Source organism: Aeromonas sp. ASNIH7 (assembly GCF_002903485.1).
Classification (GTDB): domain Bacteria; phylum Pseudomonadota; class Gammaproteobacteria; order Enterobacterales; family Aeromonadaceae; genus Aeromonas; species Aeromonas caviae.
Genome location: NZ_CP026226.1, coordinates 2,125,080 through 2,146,337, shown reverse-complemented (window position 1 = coordinate 2,146,337; position 21,258 = coordinate 2,125,080). Strand labels below are relative to the sequence as shown.

Here is a 21,258-nt window from a genome sequence, read left to right as displayed (position 1 = left end):
GACCGCTCTTGAACCGTTTATTGAAGATGGCGCCCTGTCTGCTCAGTCTGCTGCTGCCCCTGGCAGGGGAGGCCGGGCAGCTTGTCACCGCCACCGACGCCACCAGCGCCACGCCTCGCATCGCCACAGTGGACTGGACCATAGCCGAGACCCTGCTGGCTCTGGGGGTCACCCCGATGGCGGTGGGGGATGTGGCCCCCTATCGCGCCTGGGTCGGTGAACCCCAGCTTCCTGCCGGGGTGATCGATATCGGGCTGCGTGCCCAGCCCAACCGGGAACTGTTGGCGGAGCTCAAACCGGATCTTATTCTCATCTCGCCGCTGGCGGCCCCCCTGGCGCCGACTCTCTCCCGCATCGCGCCGGTGCACTCCATCGCCCTGTATGAACCGGGCACCGATCTGTGGCAGCGACTGCGGGAAGCGACCCTGACCATAGCTGCCCTGGTCAACAAAGAGGCGGAGGCCGAACGCCAGCTCGCCGCACTGGAGCAGGATCTGGCACAGATGCAGGCGGCGCAGCCCGCCGATCTGCCCCCCTTGCTGGTGGTGCAGTTCATCGATGAGCGCCATGTGCGGGTGTTTGGCCGTGGCAGCCTGTTCGAGGCAGTGATGCAGCGCCTCGGCCTTCGCAACGCCTGGCAGGGAGAGACCAATGCCTGGGGATTCTCGGTCGCGAGCCTGGAGCAGTTTCTCGGGATGCCGGATGCCAGGCTGGTGGTGGTGGACCCCGTGCCCGTAGGAGTTGGTGAAAAACTTCAGGAGCCTGGATTGTGGCAGCATCTCCCGCTGGTACAGAACAATCCAGTGATCCATCTGCCTGCGACATGGAGTTTTGGTGGCATATTGGCGGCCCGCCGCTTCGCCACCCTGCTGGACGGTGCCTTGCGGGAGCAGGCTGTCCACAGAGCAACCGGGGGATCAAATCAATGAGCTCTTCTCTTTCTTCGCCCCTGCTGCGCCCGGGTCTCTGCCTGTTGGTGCTGACACTGGGGCTGGCTTGCGCCGAGCTGTCGCGTCAACTGCCGGGGGCGCTCTGGTGGCAGGCCCTGTTCTCCCCCGAGCTGGACGATGCTCGCCAGGCGGTGGTCCATTTCAGCTGGCTGCCGCGCCTTGCCATCTGTCTGCTGGCCGGTGCCGCCCTCGGGCTCGCCGGTACCCTGATGCAGCAGGTGCTGCGCAATCCCCTGGCCTCGCCCACCACCCTGGGGGTGGCCTCCGGCGCCCAGCTGGCGCTGATGATGGTGACCCTGCTCGCCCCCTCCTGGCTGCTGATCGGGCGGGAGTGGATCGCCATGGCCGGGGGAAGCCTGGCCATGGGGCTGGTCTTCGCCCTGGCTTGGCGCCGTCAGCTCAATCCCGTGGTCATCGTCTTTGCAGGGCTGGTGATCAACCTCTATCTGGCCGCCATCAGCATGGGATTGCTGCTGTTCTTCCAGGAGGAGCTCAAAGGGTTGCTGGTGTGGGGGAGCGGATCTCTGGCCCAGAACAGCTGGAGCGGCGTCGGCTATCTGCTGCCACGGTTGCTGCTGGCCGCGATGCTGGCGGTGGTGCTGGTGCGCCCGCTGGCAGTGCTGGAGCTGGACGATGCCAGCGCTCGCAGCCTGGGGGTATCCCTCAAACATTTGCGCTTGGCTGGTTTGGGTCTCGCCGTGTTCGTCACCGCCTGCGTGGTGAGCGTGGTGGGGCTGATCGGTTTTATCGGGCTGGCGGCGCCCGCCATGGTGCGGCTGCTGGGGGTCAGAAAACTGGCCCAGCGGCTGCTGTGGGCACCCATCCTCGGCGCCCTGTTGCTGGCGGCCACCGATCTGCTGCTGCAGACCCTGAGCTGGTTCTGGCCTGTGCTGATCCCGACCGGCGCCATGACGGCCCTGTTGGGGGCGCCGCTGCTGCTCTGGCTGATCCCGCGTCTTGGTATCAAGCAGAGTGCGCCTAAGGCAAACTCCTCCCTGCAGTTGGCCCGCCATCCGGCGCCGACCCGCCTTGTCGGCCTGATGGTGTTGGGGCTGGCTGCGGCGGTGATCGCCTCCCTGTTGTTTGGGCAGGGGATGGGCGGCTGGGGTTGGCCGAGCTGGCTGCGGTGGCAGGCCCAACTGGAGTGGCGCTTGCCGCGTACGCTGGCAGCGGGTGCCGCAGGCGTGTTGCTGGCGCTGGCTGGCACCCTGTTGCAGCGAGTCAGCAACAACCCCATGGCGAGCCCCGAGCTGCTGGGGGTGAGCGGTGGCACCTTCATGGGGGTGATTGCGGCGGCCCTGTTGCTGCCCGCCTTGCCGCTGCCCATGATGCTGCTGGGGGGCTGGTGGGCGCCTTCGCCTGCCTGTTGTTGCTGGTACTTATCAACCGGCGCAACGGCTTCCAGCCGGAGCGGATACTGCTGTCTGGCATCGCCATCACGGCGCTGTTCGAGCCGTTGCAGGCCATCGCCCTGGCCAACGGCGACCTGCGGGTGCAGCAACTGCTCTCCTGGATGTCCGGCTCCACCTATTACGTCACCCAGCCGGTGGCCCTTGCCCTGGTGGTGTTGGCGCTGCTGATGCTGGCAGCTTGCCTGCTGGTGAGCCGCTGGCTCGATCTCATGCCCATGGGGCCTGCGGTAGCGACGGCTCTGGGGATCCATCTCGGCCGTGCCCAGCTCACCATCCTGCTGCTGGTGGCCGTGCTCACCGCCAGTGCCACCACATGTACAGGATCTTTAGCTACAACCAATTGAAATAGATAGAAAAAAGGCTTCGTTTGTGATCTGATTTAATCGCAAAAAAAAACCGACACGCCCGAAGCCATGACTATTATCAATGCAACCCAGTACCTCAAGCAACTTCTTAGCTCTTCTGAACTCAACCGGATCGGTAAATTTACCGGTTTTTGTCAGCGACTCCGGGATATCCAGCCTGCGAGACTACTCCCGGCTCTGCTCTCAGGGCTTGGTTGCGACAAGGTGGATGGTATTGCTGGTTTGCATCGCCATTTCAATGCGTTGCAGCTCCATGATACTGACCAAATAGCGTATAAACCCTTTCACAACCAGTTACGCAAGCAGGGTTTTCCCTTGTTCATGCGCGCACTGGTTGAACGAGCCATCGCCTTACGCCTCAAGGAGTGTCTACCGGACGCCCACGGACTGGCAGGCTTTGAGCAGGTACTGCTGCAGGACGGGTCGTCATTCGCGTTACATCCGCAATTGGCAGAACATTTCCCGGGCCGATTCAATAAGCACAGCCCCGCTGCGGTAGAGTGTCATATGACCATGTCCTTGCTGGACCAGTCGCCGATATCGATGAGTATCACGGCGGATACCGAATCGGAGCGCAAGCATCTTCCGGCCGCAAATTCGTTAAATAACAAACTGTTATTGGCGGATGCCGGTTACATCAGCCGCGAGTACTTTGCTGATGTGACCAAAGCCAAAGGAAGCTATCTGGTCAGAGGGAGTCAAAATCTCAATCCCAAAGTACAGGCAGCTTACCGACAGGACGGCAGGGAAATGCCCAAGTTACTCGGAAAAAAGCTCAAGGATATCGATCGGAGAAGCTGCAGAGCCGAGGTTCTGGATCTGGATGTGAGTTCGGGAAAGTATAAATATCGACTCATAAGACGTTGGTTTGCAGAGGAAAAACGGTTCTGTATATGGATGACCAATCTTCCGCGTGAGCGATGGCCAGCCGAGAAGGTGATGGCATTGTATCGTTGCCGTTGGCAGATCGAACTGTTGTTCAAAGAGCTGAAATCACATAACCGGTTGAAGGCGTTCGCGACACGACAAAAAGCGATAGCGGAAGGCTTGATCTGGGCTAGTTTGCTGGCCTTGCTGGTCAAACGTCGGCTGGCGCTGACGCTGATTGGCAGCGCGGAGTTATCGATGTTGAAGATTGCCAAAAACAGCGCGCTTTGGTTAATGCCGATATTGGCGAGCATCATCCATGGTGCGTGGCAGGAAATAACAGAGAAGTTGGAGTGGGCAATGGTGTATTTATCCAAAAACGGCAAAAAGAGTAGGCAGAGAAAATCCAAGCAAAACAACACGTTAGACGGTATTATTAATTCGCTTGCCGCTTAAGGTTCTGTACATGAGTGCCACCATGGTGATAGGCCCGCTCTCCTTTGCCGGTCTGCTGGCGCCGCACCTGGCCAGATTGATGGGGCTGGTGAGGGCGCGCTGGCACCTGCTCGGCGCCGCAGGCTGTGGTGCTTTGCTGATGGTGTCGGCGGACTGGATCGGCCAGCAGATCCTTTTTCCCCAGGAGGTGCCCGTCGGTCTGGTCTCCACCCTGTTAGGGGGCGCTTACTTCATGTGGTGCCTGCGCCGCCTCTAGGTTGGTGGATGAAAAGCGCACAAAAAAGCCCGGGATGAACCCGGGCTTTTCATTGCCTGCTCTGCGGATTTACTTGCCGATGCAGAATGTAAATAATTTATTATCTTCAATATGTTAGTGACTTTTCGGGGGCCACTTGGGGTAAAAGTAACTAAAACAGCATATTGAGAGGCCGCTCACGGGTTTCTGTCATCGTGCAGCGTTCCCACATAGTCCATTCTCGATCGTGCAGCCTTCCCATATGAATCAACGCGATGCCACCACACGCAGTCAAAGCCGCCTTTTAGGTGAGTTTTGAACATATTTTGAACCGACTATAGCATCGTCCGGTGCCTGGAAAGCCGCTTTACTCTTCGAACCGTGCAAGTTTCCCATAGGTAGTTTGGCTAACCGTGCAGTCATCCCACATACCGCCAATTTAATCCCAACCCTTTATCAGCCTGGCTGAGCGGGCTTTTAGGCCCTCTAGAATGGTGCTGCTGATGGTATCGGGGAAGTCTGCTGGCAATTGCTGGGTAACGCGCTCAATAACATCATCAACGGAGTTGGCCAGTTCTGTCAGGATCTCTTCCATAGCAGAACGCTCAAATCCCACAGTTTTTGCCGTTTGGAAGAAATGACGCGGGAATATCTGCTCAATGGAGTACTTCTTTCCCTTGCTGCTTGCTAGGCCCATAGCGAGCTTGGCGTCCCTTCGGTTGAGGCCTCGGCCGCCAAACACTGGATAGACAGATAGGATGTCGTAAAAAGGGGTCAGGCGAAAACGCCCTTCCGGTTCAATAAAGACCGAGAAGTTCTTTGCATGGCCATCGGTGGCTGCCAGCAGCCAGAACAGGACCTGAGATTTCATGAACAGGTAGCGATCCTGTTCTGGTGTCGCAGAGCCCAGCAAGGTTTCCATGATGTCAGTGATCCCTGGTCCTCCATGGCTCTCGTATTTCCGTGCTGACGGAACATTCAATACCTGACAGAAATCTTCTTGGGGAAGGCGCATTATCCAACTGCGATCGGCAGCGTAACGTCTGTCGAAGCGTTCAACAGCCAGTGCTTTGACCTGGCCAACCTGCATCATGAAGCAGTGAGGTACGGGTAGACCAAACTCCTTGGCAATCAGAGTGCAGAGATATTCGTTTTCTACGCTCTGGGAGAGGTCTATCGAGTAGGAGTGGCTTTCAATCTTGCCGATAGGGAGTTTGATAATGTGGGTTGTCGGCGTTGCGTTGAGTGGCAGGTACCAAAGGCCATCGAGATAGAGCAGCGCAGTCTTTTCTTGCACCCCGGCGATAGAGATCCGAAACTCCTCTTGTTCCCTGACCATCCCCAAAGGGATTCCTGATTTGTAGCTGGTCAGGATCTGCTTGAGCTCGTCATCGGAAAGGGCCTTGTAGTCGATTCGCCTGACATCTGGAACATCGTGTCCTTCGGTAACCAGCTGTAATGCCCCTACGCTATCCTGGCCAATGCAACTGAGCAGATCGAAGGGCTGAGTTGATGCCGCTTGATAGCGTGCTACAACCCTGTTCCTCACCTCCGTATTATCTGGCAGCAGGTTGTCGAAGAAGTTATAGGCTTCATCGCCCCGGTAGGCCTGATGGCGCAATGGCATGGAGAGTGAGATCGGACGGCTGCCCGGTTGTGCTAGCCATGACTCATGGTACTGAAACTGATGGGCACCGCTGGTAGTTTTGGTGAATGTGCCTACCCGATAGCCGTTCATGTAGACAGCCAGATTGGCCATTACCACTCCTCCTTCCAGCCCGATGCCGGACTCTCGGATGACTCATTGCGGGGTTTGATATCCACTGACAATTCGAGTGCTGCGAGGATCTTGAACAGGGTTTCCAGCTTGGTGGACTCAGGATTGAGCTCGAAGCTGGAGACTGTGTCTTGCCTAATCCCCACTTTCTCGGCCACTTTGCCTTGAGAGAGCTTTTGAGAAAGCCTGGCATCCTTGATACAGGCGCTCAGCTGCTTGGCGCTGGTTACTTTCATGATTCGACAACCTGGTAGCGTGCCTTCTTCCAATTTACACGCTATGGCAGGTATATCAATATTTACCTGTTATAGGAGGTAAATGTAACTTACACGCTGTAGGCGGTATCTAACATTTATCCCCTATAGCGGGTAAGAGAACAGCAAACGGGGGGAGATGATGTCGAAGTTTCAATCAATATGGGCAGCCAACCAGTCGAGACCTTGCTCTGCAAACATAAACAGTTGGTCGCTATAGCCAGGAGTAATCACACTGAGAATTATCTCGGGGGTCAATATTCAGATAGTCGTGCACCAGCGTATTGCGAAGGCCAATGAGCTTGCTCCAACAGATCAGAGTGTCGGGGCATAGCTCACCACGTAGGACAAGGAACTCGAATGCCTGATAGGCATCCTGTGGGGTATGGCCTGCCAGCGTTTTGGCCCAGTGTTTTGCCACGCCAATACTCGCTTCGATAGAAACCTGCAGGATTCGCTCGGCGGCGCGGTACTCCAGATTGGAAAGGGTGCGCAGCGCCAGAATTGCCCGGATTTCTGACAGCTCGGCCTGGTAGCGCGACAAGCTGGTGCGCAAAGCGCCGATTGAATCGCCCCCAGTTCCCTAGACACCTCACAGCCTTAAAATGAGGCAACTATTGGAGGTGTTATGACCCGTCAGCGTTATCCAGAAACATTCAAAATCGAAGCCGTTAAACAAATCACCGAGCGCGGGCGGCCGGTGGCTGACGTTGCACGTGCCATCGGGGTATCCAGCCACAGCCTGTATGCATGGCTCAAGCAGTACGGTAAGCCTGCTGACCAGCAGATAGAAGAGTCTGCCTTGCAAGCCGAGATCCGCCGCCTGAAAACTGAACTGCGCCAGGTCACCGAGGAGCGCAATATTCTAAAGGAGGCCGCCGCGTACTTTGCCAGCGAGTCAAGGAAAGGTACGCGTTCATAACCTCCCGACTCGACCGGTACAGTGTCGTTACCCTGTGCCAGACCCTGGGGGTTCACCGAAGTGGCTTCTACGCGTGGTTGAAACAGCCCACATCGCCACGACAGCAGGAGGACGAACGACTGACCGGATTGGTCAAGCAATCCTGGCTGGAAAGTGGTGCTGTCTACGGTTATCGCAAGATCCATCGCGACTTTCGTGGCGCAGGGGAAGCCTGCGGCAAGCACCGTGTGGCCAAATTAATGAAGCGGGAGGGACTGCGTTCGCAAACGGGCTATCAACGCCGCAAGGGGCATTATGGAGGCAAGAGCACGCAAGCTGCCCCAAACACGCTGGCACGTCAGTTTAAGGTGCCAGCCCCCAACATCACCTGGGTGACTGACATTACCTACATTCGCACTCAAGAAGGGTGGCTGTACCTGGCGGTGGTGCTCGACCTGTTCTCTCGCCAGATCGTCGGCTGGGCGATGAAGTCACGCATGACGGCAGACTTGGCGGTTGATGCGTTATTGATGGCCGTCTGGCGGCGCAAACCCAAGCAGCCGGTACTGGTGCATTCGGATCAGGGCAGCCAGTTTACCGGTGGTGAATGGCAAGACTTTCTGAAGGCCCACAACCTGAGTTGCAGCATGAGCCGACGGGGTAACTGTCACGACAACGCGGTCGCCGAGAGCTTCTTTCAGTTGCTCAAACGGGAGCGGATCAAGCGCAGGATTTACGCGACAAGAGACGAAGCCCGCAGCGATGTGTTTGATTATATCGAGATGTTTTACAACCCAATCAGGCGTCATGGTTCCAATGATGGGCTGTCGCCGGTAGAGTTTGAAAGGCAGTTTATTTTTCAGCAACAAAGTGTCTAGAAAACCAGGGGCGCTTCACTCGAAGAAGCTGGCCTTGTAGGCATTCGAGAAATCCAGATGGTGTTTACCAGTCTCGTACTCGAAGAGTCGCTTGGCGCGGATGGCTTCGGCTGCTCGCTGGGTTTCTTTGTTGTGGAGCCGCTGTGCTGGGGTACGCGGCTTGTCGTACAGGAAGAGATCCAGGGTCTCTCTGCTGCGTTTGTGCTTGCGGATGCCCGTGGTTGGGTCAAGGTAGGAGCCGGCGTAGTAGGTTAGGCGCAGAGCGCGCTTGCCTTCGGCGTCCGGTGCGCGGTATTCGATGCTGATCTTCATAAGTGTCCCCCAAAAGTACCCCAAGAGGTTACTTCGGGGTACTCTCGGGGTAAATTCTCACGAAACAAGATCAGGCAAGAATAGCCAGAAAAAAACAAAATCCAATATTTACAATTGCTTATGTTCTCACTGGCTGCTTTTTATTGCTGATTTTTCACCACATTACTTCCCGATGCAGAAGCTGGAGAAGATGCGGCCCAGCAGATCGTCGGAGCTGAACTCGCCCGTGATTTCGGACAGGGACTCCTGGGCCAGGCGCAGCTCCTCGGCCACCAGTTCGCCAGCCACATAGACCTCAAGCTGCTCCCTGGCCACCAGCAGCCGCTCGGCGGCGCGCTCCAGGGCGTCCAGGTGGCGGCGGCGGGCCATGAAGCCCCCTTCGGTGTTGCCCTGGAAGCCCATGCAGGCTTTCAGGTGCTCGCGCAGGGCGGGCAGCCCCAGTTCGGTCTTGGCGGAGATGCGATAGACGGCATGGCCCTGCTCCTGGCTCGGTGCCAGATCCTCGCCGGTCAGGTCCGCCTTGTTGCGCACCACGGTGAGGCCGATGTTTTTTGGCAACCGATCAACGAATTCCGGCCAGATGTCGTGGGGGTCGACGGCATCCGTGGTGGTGCCGTCCACCATGAACAGCACCCGGTCGGCCTGTTCGATCTCGGCCCAGGCGCGCTCGATGCCGATCTGTTCCACCTTGTCCTGGGTATCGCGCAGGCCCGCGGTGTCGATGATGTGCAGCGGCATGCCATCCAGATGGATGTGCTCGCGCAGCACGTCGCGGGTGGTACCGGCGATCTCGGTGACGATGGCGGACTCGCGGCCTGCGAGGGCGTTGAGCAGGCTCGATTTGCCGGCGTTTGGACGACCGGCGATCACCACCTTCATCCCCTCTCGCAGCAGGGCACCCTGCTTGGCCTCGCCGCGTACGTCATCCAGCTCGGACATGATGGCGTAGAGGTCACCCGCCACCTTGCCGTCGGAGAGAAAGTCGATCTCTTCATCCGGGAAGTCGATGGCCGCTTCCACATAGATGCGCAGCCGAGTGAGGCTCTCCACCAGCTGTTGAACCTTGCCGGAGAACTGCCCCTGGAGGGAGTGCATGGCGCTGCGGGCGGCCTGCTCGCTGGAGGCTTCGATGAGATCGGCGATGGCCTCGGCCTGGGCCAGATCCAGCTTGTCGTTGAGGAAGGCGCGCTCGCTGAACTCGCCCGGGCGGGCGGGGCGGATGCCGTCGATCTGCAGGATGCGGCGGATCAGCATGTCGAGAATGACGGGGCCACCATGGCCCTGCAGCTCCAGCACGTCTTCGCCAGTGAAGCTGTTGGGGGCCTTGAACAGCAGGGCGATGCCCTGATCCAGCGCCTGGCCCTGCTCGTCCCTGAACGGCAGATATTCGGCATAACGCACCCTGGGGAGCTTGCCGAGCACTATCTCGGCGACCCGCTCGGCGGCAGGGCCGGAGACGCGGACTATGCCGACGCCGCCACGGCCGGGGGCGGTGGCCTGGGCCACGATGGTATCTGTTGTCATCTTGCTTGACTCGCTGGTTGGCTGAATGAGTAAGAGGGTGGGGGACATTGTAATAAAAAAGGCGGCCCGAAGGCCGCCTCTTTTGTCATCAGGAAAGATGGGCTGCGCATCAGTTGCGTGAGTGCAGGCCTTTCTTCTCCAGCTGACGATAGATGATGGTCTGCTGGATGATGGAGATGACGTTGCTCACCAGCCAGTACAGAGTCAGACCTGCCGGGAACCAGAGGAACATGAAGGTGAAGATGATCGGCATGAACTGCATCACCTTCTGCTGCATCGGGTCCGTGATGGTGGTCGGGCTCATCTTCTGCAGATACCACATGGAGGCACCCATGAGGATTGGCAGCACGAAGAAGGGGTCCTTCACCGACAGGTCGGTGATCCACAGGGCGAACGGCGCGTGGCGCAGCTCGACAGACTCCATCAGTGCCCAGTAGAGAGCGATGAAGATGGGCATCTGTACCAGGATGGGCAGGCAGCCGCCCAGCGGGTTGACCTTCTCCTTCTTGTACAGCTCCATCATGCCCTGGGACATCTTCTGGCGATCGTCACCGAAGCGTTCCTTGAGCGCAGCCAGCTTGGGCTGGAGCATGCGCATCTTGGCCATGGAGGTGTACTGGGCCTTGGTCAGCGGGAACATGATGCCGCGCACCAGCAGGGTCAGCATGATGATGGCCAGACCCCAGTTCTGGACGAAACCGTGGAACACGGTCAGCAGCCAGTGCAGCGGTTGGGCGATGAACCAGAGCCAGCCATAGTCGACAGTCAGATCCAGGTGGTTTGCCACCTTGGCCATCTGATCCTGCAGCTTGGGACCGATCCACAGCTTGCCGCTCACTTCGGCCTGCTGGCCGGCAGCGACGTCAACCAGCGGCGCCTTGTAGCCGATGATGGCCTGGTCCTTGCCCGGGATCACGCGGCTGTAGAAGCTGTTGGTGTCGTTGGCATTCGGGGCCCAGGCAGAGACGAAGTAGTGCTGCAGCATGGCGACCCAACCACCCTGGGTGGTCTTGTTCAGGTCGGCATCCTTCATCTCGTCAAAGGTGTACTTCTTGTAGCGGGAGTCTTCGCTGGAGAAGGCACCACCACGGTAGGCACTGGCCACCATGGCATGACCTTCCTGATCCTTCGGCGTGGTCATGGTCTGCTTCAGCTGACCGTAGAACTGTACCTGGACCGGCTCGGCAGACTTGTTGTCGATCTTGTAGTCGACGCCCACGGCGTAATCACCGCGCTTGAGCACGAACTCCTTGGTGAAGACCACACCCTTGCTGTCGGTCCAGGTCATCGGAACGACGACTTGATCCTGACCATCGGCCAGCTGATAGCTGGTCTGGGCGGCTTCATAGGTGGGACGACCCTGGGCCTGGCTGTCCGGACCATCGCGACCGACCAGACCGCTCTGGGCCACATAGAGGTGGGCAGGCTGGCTGGTCAGCAGGGTGAACGGCTGTTCCTTGCCTTCTTCCAGCTTGTGGGCCAGCAGCTCGGCAGAGACGATGTCACCGCCCTGGGTGTCCAGGGTCAATTTGAGCACGTCGGAGGAGACGGTGATCAGCTTGCGCGCGGCGTTACCATTTGCTTGCTCGGAAACCTGAGGAATATCACCGGTCTGACCGGCTTCAGGTACGAAATGTTCGGTTTGGGCCACGGTAGTCGGGGCCGGCTTCGGAGCCTTGTCGGACTCCCACTGTTGCCAGAGCAAGAAGCTCACGAACAGCAAACCGATCAGGAGTAAATTGCGTTGTGATTCCATAGTCTTCAGTTTCTTCGCTTTGGTTGCGGAACCGGGTCATAACCACCCTCGGATAAGGGATGGCATTTTAATAGACGTTTGCTGGCTAACCAAACGCCTTTTATGAAACCGTGAAGTCGGATTGCTTCTATCGCAAATTGGGAACAAGTCGGGGTGAAACGGCAGCGCGGCCCGAGCAGGGGACTAATGATTAGCTGATACAGGCGTATCAGTTTGATTGCTACCCATTGCAACGGCGTGACAGAGTGCGCCATAGCTTTTCCAGTAACTTGAACAGCGCTTCGTTGTCCATCTCCTTCACGCCACCCTTGGCGATAACGACGATGTCGATAGCGGGCAGATTGGCTTGATTGAGGCGAAAACTTTCCCGAACCACTCGTTTTACACGGTTGCGCCAGACGGCACGCTTGAGCGCCTTTTTGGGCACGGCGAGGCCAAGACGGGGGTGTTCGAGGGAGTTGGGGCAAGCAAGAAGCGTAATTTGCGGAGAAGCGGCCCGGACAGGCTCGGCGAAAACGCGTTTGAAGTGTTCGGGAGTTAACAGACGTAACTCCCGAGAGAAGGTGTGCTGGGTAGGCATTAGACTACCAGGCGGGCACGACCCTTGGCACGACGAGCGGCCAGAACTTTGCGGCCGTTGGCAGTAGCCATGCGAGCGCGGAAACCGTGAGAGCGCTTGCGCTTCAGGTTGGACGGTTGAAAAGTACGTTTCATGATTCGATTCCGTATTTCTGTACAGTTTTGATTGTCACACTTAGCCGACGCGCCAGCTATAGCGTGTGACGACTAGCAAAAGAGGCCGAATTCTAAACAGAGTTCAGCTTCTCGTCAATCCGCCGTTCCTTTCCATCTAGCCCCGTTCGTCGACCGAGCGGGATAATCTGGCAGGATCCGAAGGATCAAGGGCCCCGAATTATACTGGCAACCCGGGGTTAAACAAGGATCCCTCAAGAAAAAAGGCGGCCAGGCCGCCAAAGAGAGAGCTATTTAAGTACTTTGCGCAGGAACTCCCGGGTACGGGGATCCTGCGGATCGACCAATATCTGATCCGGCGGGCCCTGCTCCACGATCCGGCCTCCTTCCATGAAGATCACCCGATCGGCGACATCACGGGCAAACTCGATCTCGTGGGTCACCACGACCATGGTCTGGTGCTGGCGGGCGAGCTGCTTCATCAGGCCCAGTACCTCGTCGACCCACTCGGGATCGAGGGCGGAGGTGGGCTCGTCAAACAGGATCACCTTGGAGTGGGCCGCCATGGCCCGGCCAATGCCGACGCGCTGTTGCTGGCCGCCGGAGAGGGAGGCCGGGTAGGCATCCTGTTTCTCGGCGAGGCCGATGTCCTTGAGGATGCCCAGGGCAGTGGCACGAGCCTCCGCCTTCGGCTGCTTCCAGACGGTGATCAGCCCCTCGGCGATGTTGTCCAGCGCCGTCTTGTTGGCGAACAGGGCGTAGTTCTGGAACACGAAAGAGGCACGTTTGCGCAGTTCGATGGCCTGCTGGTCGCTGGCCTTGGCCAGATCCACGGCGAGGTCATCGATGACGAGCCGCCCTGCATCCGGGGTTTCCAGCAGGTTGAGGCAGCGCAGCAGAGTCGACTTGCCGGTACCGGAGGGACCGATGATGACGACAATCTCCCCCTTCTTTACCTCAAGATCGATGCCGTTGAGCACCTGATTTCCGTCATAGGCCTTGGAGAGACCCGTTAGGTTGATCATGACAGGCCTCCTTTAATAAGCACGGTTCAGCCGCACTTCCAGCAGATGCTGCAAGCGGGTGAAGAAGATGACCACCACCCAGTAGATCAGCGCCACCGCCATGAAGCTCTCGAAGAACTTGAAGGAGGAGGCCGCTTCCATCTGGGCCTTGCCCATGATCTCCGCCACTCCCAGGGTAAACGCCAGGGAGGTGCTCTTGATCATGTCGATGAAGTAGTTCATCAGCGACGGTGTCGCGATGCGGGCCGCCTGGGGCAGGATGATCCGCTGCATCGCCTGCAGCCGGCTCATGCCGATGCTGAGGGCGGCTTCCATCTGGCTCTTGTGGATGCCGAGAATGGCTGCCCGGATCGACTCGGCCATGTAGGCGGCAAAGTGCAGGGTCAGGCCGATGATGGCGGCGGTAAAGGCATCCATCCCCACGAAGATGGGGAAGAGCTGCGGCAGCCCGTAATAGAGCAGAAACAGCTGGACGAGCAGCGGTGTACCCCGGAAGAACGAGATATACAGCATCGCCAGCCAGTGAAGTGCGGGAACGCGAAACACCCGTACTATCGCCAGGATCAGCGACAGTACGAGTGCCAATACGAATCCCCACAGGACCATTTCCATCGTGGTGCCCAGGTATTTGAGCAGGATGGGAAACAGCCCTAGCGTGTAATCGAGGTCAAATTCCATCATTTATTTGCTGGTGATGTCCGCTGCGAACCATTTTTCGGAGATTTTGGTCAGGGTGCCGTCTTTGCGCATGGCGGTGAGGGCATCGTCAACCTTCTTCAGCACGGCCTGCTTTTCCGGGGTCTTCAGGAAGGGCAGGGCGTTCTCGATGGTTTCGAACGGTGCACCAGCCTGTTGCAGCGGCAGCTTGGATTCCTTGATCAGCTGGGCGGTGGAGACACGGTCCATCACGAAGGCGTCGATGCGGCCCAGGGCGACATCCTGCTCGAAGGCGGAGTCATAGGTACGGATATCGATCTTCTTGTTGGGGTCGTTCTTGCGCAGCAGCTCTTCGAAGTTGGAGCCCAGGTTGACGGCGACTTTCTTGCCTTCCAGGTCCTTGATGCCGTGGATGGTGTTGTTGCCCTTGCGGACCACGATCTGGGCACCGTCATAGACATAAGGCTGGGAGAAGGCGTACTTGGCCTTGCGCTCGTCGGTGATGGTGATCTGGTTGGAGATGGTGTCGACGCGGCCGGTTTCCAGCATGCCGAACAGACCGGAGAAGCTGGCGGTCACGAACTCGACCTTGTAGCCGGTGCGCTCACCGATCTGGTTCCACATGTCCACCTCGAAGCCCTGCAGCTTGTCCTGCTTGACGAAGGTGAACGGGAAATATTTGCCGGACATGCCGACCTTGATGGTTTCCTGGGCGATGGCCTGGCCGGACAGGCTGGCCAGCAGAATGGCGGCGCCGGAAATCAGCTTGATGGTGGTTTTCATGGGGATTCCTCTCTCTGTAGTGCTGTATTTTTAGTTGTAATCACGGGTTGGCGCTGATGTTATTGGAATAAAATATAAAAAATAAATGATATTTGGTTATATAAAATAACTATGGTCGCAGCGCGCCATTCTGTCCACATTGACGATATCCGGCTGTGGGTAACTTTGGGGATGAAATGGGATCCTGGGGCGTTGGATCCTTGAAAGTCAAGGATCTTATTTGCTGGATCCGTGCGGCAGCAACTGGAGATCCGGCCACTAAAAACGTAGAATAGCCGGTCTTTACTTAATCAATTGACGGGAGTCTAGAGTGACTGCTTCGCTATGGCAGCAGTGCCTTAACCGGCTGCAAGATGAGTTGCCCTCGGCAGAATTCAGCATGTGGATCCGGCCGCTTCAAGCGGAGTTGAGTGACAATACTCTGACCCTGTATGCACCGAACCGCTTTGTTCTGGACTGGGTACGCGACAAGTACCTGCTCCGGGTCAACGGCATCATCAACGAGCTGTGCGGAGCCGACGCTCCCACCCTGCGTTTTGATATCGGCAATCGCCCTCATCCCGTCGCGGTCGCCAGGGCGCCGGCCCGTGGTGTCGATCCTGTGAATAACTCTCCCAAGAGCTGGGAAAACAAGGCCGAAAACAAGCCCGAGCCAAACCACAAGAGCAACACCAACGTGAACTATACCTTCGAGAATTTCGTCGAGGGTAAGTCCAACCAGCTGGCCCGTGCGGCCGCCCGTCAGGTGGCCGACAATCCGGGTGGTGCCTACAACCCGCTGTTCCTCTATGGCGGCACCGGCCTGGGCAAGACCCACCTGTTGCACGCCGTTGGCAATGCCATCAAGGATCGCAAGAAAGACGCCAAAGTCATCTACATGCACTCCGAACGGTTCGTGCAGGACATGGTGAAGGCGCTGCAGAATAACGCCATTGAAGAGTTCAAGCGTTATTACCGTAGCGTCGATGCCCTGCTCATCGATGACATCCAGTTCTTCGCCAACAAGGAGCGCTCCCAGGAGGAGTTCTTCCACACCTTCAATGCCCTGCTTGAAGGGAACCAGCAGATCATTCTGACCTCGGACCGCTATCCGAAAGAGATCAACGGGGTGGAAGATCGTCTCAAGTCCCGCTTCGGCTGGGGACTCACGGTGGCGATCGAGCCGCCCGAGCTGGAGACCCGGGTTGCCATCCTGATGCGCAAGGCGGACGAGAACCAGATCCATCTGCCGGACGAAGTGGCCTTCTTCATCGCCAAGCGGCTTCGCTCCAACGTCCGTGAACTGGAAGGCGCCCTCAACCGGGTGATCGCCAATGCCAACTTCACCGGCCGCGCCATCAACATCGACTTCGTGCGCGAGGCGCTGCGCGATCTCCTGGCCCTGCAGGAGAAGCTGGTCACCATCGACAACATCCAGAAGACGGTGGCGGAGTATTACAAGATCAAGCTGGCGGATCTGCTCTCCAAGCGTCGCTCCCGCTCCGTTGCCCGCCCGCGCCAGCTGGCGATGGCGCTGGCCAAGGAGCTGACCAACCACAGTTTGCCTGAGATAGGGGATGCCTTTGGTGGCCGTGACCACACCACGGTTCTTCATGCCTGCCGCAAGATCGAGCAGCTGAAGGAAGAGAGTCACGACATCAAGGAAGACTATTCCAACCTGATCCGTACCCTTTCTTCCTGATAACGGAACGGAGTGCACAGATGCAGATTGCATGTTCCAGCCTGATCCGAATCCTTTCCTCCCAATAACAACGGAGAGCACAGATGCAGCTCGAAATTAGCCGTGAGGCCCTGTTACGTCCCCTGCAACTGGTGTCCGGTGCCCTGGGTGGCCGGCCGACCCTGCCCATCCTCGGCAACGTCCTGCTCGATGTCAGCAATGGCCTGCTGTCGCTGACCGGGACCGATCTCGAGGTGGAGATGATCGGACAGGTCTATCTCAACAGCGACAGCCAGGATGGCCGCACCACTGTGCCGGCGCGCAAGCTGCTGGACATCTGTCGCGGTCTGCCGGAGGGGGCGGAGATCCGCCTCAGCACCGAGGGAGAGCGCCTCATCATCCGTTCCGGTCGCTCCCGCTTCAACCTGTCGACCCTGCCGGCGACCGAATACCCGAACATCGAGGATTGGGAATCCGTGCTCGAGTTCGACATCAGCCAGCTGGAGCTGAAAAAACTCATCGACGCGACCCAGTTCTCCATGGCGAGCCAGGACGTGCGCTACTACCTGAACGGCATGCTGTTCGAGAGCGAAGGACACGGCCTGCGTACCGTGGCGACGGACGGTCACCGGCTGGCCACCTGCCGCCGCGAGGTGGTGGGGGAATCGTTGCCCGATCATCAGGTCATCCTGCCGCGCAAAGGGGTGCTGGAGCTGGTGCGCCTGCTGGAAGCAGAAGACAAGCCGGTACGGCTGCAAGTGGGCCGTAGCAACCTGCGCGCCGCCCTGGATGGCTTCATCTTCACCTCCAAGCTGGTGGATGGCCGTTTCCCGGACTGGCGCCGCGTCATCCCGAGAGGGAGCGATAAGGCCCTGATCGCCGGTCGCGAGGATCTGCGCCAGGCCTTTGCTCGTGCCGCCATCCTCTCCAACGAGAAATTCCGTGGGGTGCGTCTCAATCTGCAGGAAAACCTGCTGCGCATCACCGCCAACAACCCGGAACAGGAAGAAGCCGAAGAGCTGCTTGACGTACAATACGCCGCTGGCGAGATGGAGATCGGCTTCAACGTCTCCTATGTGCTGGACGTGTTGAATACGTTAAAATGTGACCAAATCCGGATCAGCCTGAGCGATTCCATCAGCAGCGCCATTATTGAGGATTTTGAGAACCAAGATGCCCAGTACGTGGTGATGCCGATGCGGATCTAGTCGTGTCCCTGGTCAAACTCCAGCTCAGCGACTTTCGCAATATTCAGCACGCCAGTCTCGCGCTGTCTCCCGGCCTCAATATCCTGGTCGGGAGTAACGGCAGCGGCAAGACCAGCGTGCTGGAAGCCATTCATTACCTTGGTCTCGGCCGCTCGTTTCGTACCCATTTGACCGGGCGGGTCATCCGCCAGGGCGAGCGGGCCTTTACCCTGTTTGCCCAGTGCGAGCTGGAGGGGCGTCAGGTGCCCATCGGGCTTGCCAAGGACAAGGGGGGCGAAACCCAGCTCAAGATCGCCGGTGCCCAGGCCCAGCGCCTGGCCGATCTGGCGGAGCTGTTGCCGGTACAGTTGATCCACCCCGATGGTTTCAGCCTGCTGACCGGTGGGCCCCAGGCTCGCCGGGCCTGGCTCGACTGGGGTGTTTTCCATCAGGAGCCGACCTTCTTCTCCCTCTGGGGGCGGGTGCGTCGGCTGCTGAAGCAGCGCAATGCCTTGCTGCGCCAGAGCACCCAGTATCGTCAACTGGCGTTCTGGGATCAGGAGCTAGTGCGACTGGGTGGCGAGCTGGCGGGTTTTCGCGCCAGTTATTGTCAGGCCATTACACCCCTGATCAAGGAGATGACGGCAGATTTTCTGCCGGAGTTCGATATCAGTCTTGGATTCTATCGAGGCTGGGAAAAAGACACTCCCCTCGATGCATTGCTGGAGGCGGGGTTCGAACGGGATCGTTCGCTGGGGTACACTGGGGTCGGTCCGCAGAAGGCGGACGTGCGGCTCAAGGCGAACGGCGTCCCCGCGCAGGATATTTTGTCCAGGGGTCAGCTGAAGTTGCTGGTCTGTGCCATGCGACTGGCCCAAGGGCTCTATTTGAATCAACATAGCAGCCGCGGCTGTATTTTTTTAATTGATGATTTTGCCTCTGAACTGGATGTCGACAAACGTCGTCTGCTGGCCGCAAGGCTGAAGCAGTGCGCGTCCCAGGTGTTCATCACCGCCATCGATACCGGTCAGCTCGCAGACATGATGGATGCGAGTGACTGCAAGCTGTTCCACGTGGAACAAGGCAAGATCTCCGAAACGTTAGAGAAGGCAGAGAGTAAGCTATGAGTGAAAATACTTACGACTCCTCGAATATCAAGGTGCTCAAGGGCCTGGATGCGGTCCGCAAGCGCCCGGGGATGTATATCGGCGATACGGACGATGGATCGGGCCTGCATCACATGGTGTTCGAGGTCGTCGACAACTCCATCGACGAGGCTCTGGCTGGCTACTGCTCCGATATCCAGGTCAAGATCCATTCCGACGGCTCCGTCTCCGTGCGCGACAACGGTCGCGGCATTCCGGTGGACATCCACCCGGAAGAGGGCCGCTCCGCCGCCGAAGTCATCATGACCGTGCTGCACGCCGGTGGCAAATTCGATGACAACTCCTACAAGGTGTCCGGCGGTCTGCACGGTGTGGGCGTCTCCGTGGTGAACGCGCTTTCCGACAAGCTGCTGCTGACCATCCGCCGCAACGGTCATGTCTACGAGCAGACCTATCACCTGGGCGAGCCGCAGGCCCCCCTCAAGCAGATTGGTGACAGCACCGGCACCGGGACCGAAGTTCGCTTCTGGCCGAGCCCGACCATCTTCAGCGACACCCTGTTCCACTACGAGATCCTGGCCAAGCGTCTGCGCGAGCTCTCCTTCCTCAACTCCGGCGTCTCCATCCGTCTGATGGACGAGCGTGACGGCCGCGAGGCGCACTTCTGCTACGAAGGGGGCATCAAGGCCTTCGTCGAGTACCTGAACCAGAACAAGACCCCGATCCACCCCAAGGTGTTCCACTTCACCACCGAGCAGGACGGCATCGGTGTCGAAGTCGCCATGCAGTGGAACGACGCCTATCAGGAAGGGGTCTACTGCTTCACCAACAACATTCCGCAGCGGGATGGTGGCACCCACCTGGTGGGCTTCCGTACCGCGTTGACCCGGACGCTGAACAACTACATGGACAAGGAGGACTACAGCAAGAAGGCCAAGTCCGCCGCCAGTGGTGACGACGTCCGTGAAGGTCTGATTGCCGTTATCTCCGTCAAGGTGCCTGACCCTAAGTTCTCCTCCCAGACCAAGGACAAGCTGGTCTCGTCCGAGGTGAAGACCGCCGTGGAACAGGCGATGGGCGAGAAGCTGGCGGACTTCCTGCTGGAAAACCCGGGCGACGCCAAGATCGTGGTCAACAAGATCATCGATGCGGCCCGTGCCCGCGAAGCGGCCCGCAAGGCCCGCGAACTGACCCGCCGCAAGGGCGCGCTGGATATCGCCGGTCTGCCCGGCAAGCTGGCGGACTGTCAGGAGAAAGACCCGGCGCTCTCCGAACTCTACATCGTGGAAGGGGACTCTGCTGGCGGTTCCGCCAAGCAGGGTCGCAACCGGAAGAACCAGGCCATCCTGCCCCTCAAGGGCAAGATCCTGAACGTGGAGAAGGCCCGTTTCGACAAGATGATCTCCTCCCAGGAGGTGGGCACCCTGATCACCGCTCTGGGCTGTGGCATCGGTCGCGACGAGTACAACCCGGACAAGCTGCGCTATCACAACATCATCATCATGACGGATGCGGACGTCGATGGTGCGCACATCCGTACCCTGCTGCTGACCTTCTTCTATCGTCAGATGCCGGAAATCATCGAGCGTGGCTATGTCTTCATCGCCCAGCCGCCGCTCTACAAGGTGAAGAAGGGCAAGCAGGAGCAGTACCTGAAAGACGAAGACGCATTGTTGCAGTACCAGACCGCCATGGCGCTGGACGGTGCGACCCTGCACGTCAACGAATCTGCCCCGGCCATCGGTGGCGAGGCGCTGGAGCGTCTGGTCAACCAGCATCGCGCCGTGACTCACCTCATCACCCGCATGTCCCGTCGCGCCCCGGAAGCCGTGCTGACCCAGCTGATCTATCAGCCTGAGTTGAACGAAACCCTGCTGGCCAGCGAGAGCGATCTGCAGACCTGGTGCCAGAGCATGGAAGCCGTGCTCAACGAGAGCAACCATGGCATCCAGTACCAGATGCAGGTACGCCGCGACGAGGAGCGCAGCCTGTTCGTGCCCCACGCCGTGGTACGCCAGCACGGGGTTGATCGCGAATACCCGCTCAGCTACGACTTCCTGCAATCCTCCGAGTACCGTCAGCTGGTCTCCCTGGGCAAGGAGATCGCCAACCTGATCGAGGAAGGCGGTTACATCAAGCGTGGCGAGAAGGTGAAGCCGGTCGCCAGCTTCGTTGAAGCGGTCGAGTGGCTGATGGGCGAAGGCAAGCGTGGCATCTACATCCAGCGCTATAAAGGGCTGGGCGAGATGAACCCGGAGCAGCTGTGGGAAACCACCATGGATCCGGAAGCCCGTCGCATGCTGCGTGTCACCATCGACGATGCGGTCGGCGCCGACCAGCTCTTCTCCACCCTGATGGGTGACGCCGTAGAGCCCCGTCGCGACTTTATCGAGACCAACGCCCTGCGGGTTGCCAACCTCGACGTCTAATTAGACGGTCCGACAACCATCAAAAGCCGCT

Annotated in this window: 19 protein-coding genes and 2 pseudogenes; 9 read left to right on the top strand and 12 right to left on the bottom strand. The window is 58.7% G+C overall.

Features of this window, described 5'->3' with window-relative positions:
- Positions 1-26 precede the first annotated feature (26 nt).
- The 4 genes and pseudogenes from C2U47_RS10145 to C2U47_RS10130 all read left to right on the top strand — a co-directional run.
- Positions 27-929: an ABC transporter substrate-binding protein gene (locus C2U47_RS10145; protein WP_049637230.1), complete on the top strand. Its 903-nt coding sequence runs from the start codon at positions 27-29 to the stop codon at positions 927-929.
- A pseudogene (gene fhuB, locus C2U47_RS10140) lies at positions 926-2,694 on the top strand (Fe(3+)-hydroxamate ABC transporter permease FhuB); the annotation flags it as partial. The gene C2U47_RS10145 and the pseudogene fhuB, both read left to right, overlap by 4 nt.
- 81 nt (positions 2,695-2,775) lie before the next feature.
- On the top strand, positions 2,776-4,050 hold the full coding sequence (locus C2U47_RS10135; RefSeq protein WP_011191341.1) for an IS4-like element ISApu2 family transposase: 1,275 nt from the start codon (positions 2,776-2,778) through the stop codon (positions 4,048-4,050).
- Position 4,051: 1 nt separating this feature from the next.
- Positions 4,052-4,306: pseudogene (locus tag C2U47_RS10130) on the top strand (iron chelate uptake ABC transporter family permease subunit); the annotation flags it as partial.
- Positions 4,307-4,724: 418 nt separating this feature from the next.
- On the opposite strand, the gene C2U47_RS10125 reads toward C2U47_RS10130, so the two are convergent.
- The 3 genes from C2U47_RS10125 to hepT all read right to left on the bottom strand — a co-directional run bounded on the left by C2U47_RS10125 (position 4,725) and on the right by hepT (position 6,872).
- Entirely contained in the window at positions 4,725-6,044 is a 1,320-nt protein-coding gene (locus C2U47_RS10125; RefSeq protein ID WP_049637213.1) for a type II toxin-antitoxin system HipA family toxin, read from the bottom strand.
- Complete coding sequence (locus C2U47_RS10120) at positions 6,044-6,298, bottom strand: helix-turn-helix domain-containing protein (RefSeq protein WP_017410478.1); 255 nt, start codon at positions 6,296-6,298, stop codon at positions 6,044-6,046. The genes C2U47_RS10125 and C2U47_RS10120 overlap by 1 nt, the downstream gene beginning before the upstream one ends.
- Positions 6,299-6,530: 232 nt before the next feature.
- Entirely contained in the window at positions 6,531-6,872 is a 342-nt protein-coding gene (hepT, locus tag C2U47_RS10115; RefSeq protein ID WP_197725296.1) for a type VII toxin-antitoxin system HepT family RNase toxin, read from the bottom strand.
- Positions 6,873-6,944: 72 nt separating this feature from the next.
- On the opposite strand from hepT, the gene C2U47_RS10110 reads away from it, so the two are divergent.
- A protein-coding gene (locus C2U47_RS10110; RefSeq protein WP_102948979.1) for an IS3 family transposase occupies positions 6,945-8,095 on the top strand; the annotation gives its coding sequence in 2 pieces (ribosomal slippage) (positions 6,945-7,182 and positions 7,182-8,095; 1,152 coding nt in all).
- Positions 8,096-8,110: 15 nt separating this feature from the next.
- Here C2U47_RS10110 and C2U47_RS10105 read toward each other — a convergent pair.
- The 9 genes from C2U47_RS10105 to C2U47_RS10065 all read right to left on the bottom strand — a co-directional run bounded on the left by C2U47_RS10105 (position 8,111) and on the right by C2U47_RS10065 (position 14,845).
- The gene (locus C2U47_RS10105; RefSeq protein WP_049637215.1) at positions 8,111-8,407 is read right to left on the bottom strand and encodes a hypothetical protein; all 297 of its coding nucleotides are present in this window, start codon (positions 8,405-8,407) and stop codon (positions 8,111-8,113) included.
- Between the two features lie 162 nt (positions 8,408-8,569).
- Positions 8,570-9,931 carry a tRNA uridine-5-carboxymethylaminomethyl(34) synthesis GTPase MnmE gene (gene mnmE / locus C2U47_RS10100; protein WP_010672278.1) on the bottom strand — a complete coding sequence of 454 codons (1,362 nt, stop codon included), beginning with the start codon at positions 9,929-9,931 and terminating at the stop codon, positions 8,570-8,572.
- Positions 9,932-10,040: 109 nt separating this feature from the next.
- Positions 10,041-11,687: a membrane protein insertase YidC gene (yidC, locus tag C2U47_RS10095; RefSeq protein ID WP_041214180.1), complete on the bottom strand. Its 1,647-nt coding sequence runs from the start codon at positions 11,685-11,687 to the stop codon at positions 10,041-10,043.
- A 5-nt stretch (positions 11,688-11,692) separates the two neighbouring features.
- Positions 11,693-11,941, bottom strand: coding sequence for a membrane protein insertion efficiency factor YidD (gene yidD / locus C2U47_RS10090; RefSeq protein ID WP_010672280.1), 249 nt, complete (start codon positions 11,939-11,941; stop codon positions 11,693-11,695).
- On the bottom strand, positions 11,908-12,267 hold the full coding sequence (gene rnpA, locus C2U47_RS10085) for a ribonuclease P protein component (RefSeq protein WP_010672281.1): 360 nt from the start codon (positions 12,265-12,267) through the stop codon (positions 11,908-11,910). Before rnpA ends, yidD begins: the two co-directional genes overlap by 34 nt.
- The gene (gene rpmH, locus C2U47_RS10080) at positions 12,267-12,401 is read right to left on the bottom strand and encodes a 50S ribosomal protein L34 (RefSeq protein WP_005307156.1); all 135 of its coding nucleotides are present in this window, start codon (positions 12,399-12,401) and stop codon (positions 12,267-12,269) included. Before rpmH ends, rnpA begins: the two co-directional genes overlap by 1 nt.
- A 269-nt stretch (positions 12,402-12,670) precedes the next feature.
- Positions 12,671-13,405 carry an amino acid ABC transporter ATP-binding protein gene (locus tag C2U47_RS10075; protein WP_010672282.1) on the bottom strand — a complete coding sequence of 245 codons (735 nt, stop codon included), beginning with the start codon at positions 13,403-13,405 and terminating at the stop codon, positions 12,671-12,673.
- Between the two features lie 12 nt (positions 13,406-13,417).
- Positions 13,418-14,086, bottom strand: coding sequence for an amino acid ABC transporter permease (locus C2U47_RS10070; protein WP_080988742.1), 669 nt, complete (start codon positions 14,084-14,086; stop codon positions 13,418-13,420).
- Positions 14,087-14,845 (bottom strand): amino acid ABC transporter substrate-binding protein, encoded by a 759-nt coding sequence (locus C2U47_RS10065; protein WP_010672284.1) that lies wholly within the window; start codon positions 14,843-14,845, stop codon positions 14,087-14,089. It lies immediately after the preceding gene.
- A 310-nt stretch (positions 14,846-15,155) separates the two neighbouring features.
- Between C2U47_RS10065 and dnaA the strand changes: the two genes are divergently transcribed.
- From dnaA to gyrB, 4 genes are all read left to right on the top strand, one after another.
- Positions 15,156-16,526 carry a chromosomal replication initiator protein DnaA gene (gene dnaA, locus C2U47_RS10060; RefSeq protein WP_039040645.1) on the top strand — a complete coding sequence of 457 codons (1,371 nt, stop codon included), beginning with the start codon at positions 15,156-15,158 and terminating at the stop codon, positions 16,524-16,526.
- An 83-nt stretch (positions 16,527-16,609) separates the two neighbouring features.
- On the top strand, positions 16,610-17,713 hold the full coding sequence (gene dnaN / locus C2U47_RS10055; RefSeq protein WP_039040646.1) for a DNA polymerase III subunit beta: 1,104 nt from the start codon (positions 16,610-16,612) through the stop codon (positions 17,711-17,713).
- A gap of 2 nt (positions 17,714-17,715) precedes the next feature.
- Positions 17,716-18,819, top strand: a complete 1,104-nt coding sequence (gene recF / locus C2U47_RS10050) for a DNA replication/repair protein RecF (protein WP_010672287.1) — start codon at positions 17,716-17,718, stop codon at positions 18,817-18,819.
- Positions 18,816-21,227 (top strand): DNA topoisomerase (ATP-hydrolyzing) subunit B, encoded by a 2,412-nt coding sequence (gyrB, locus tag C2U47_RS10045; RefSeq protein ID WP_042879717.1) that lies wholly within the window; start codon positions 18,816-18,818, stop codon positions 21,225-21,227. Before recF ends, gyrB begins: the two co-directional genes overlap by 4 nt.
- Positions 21,228-21,258: the final 31 nt, after the last annotated feature.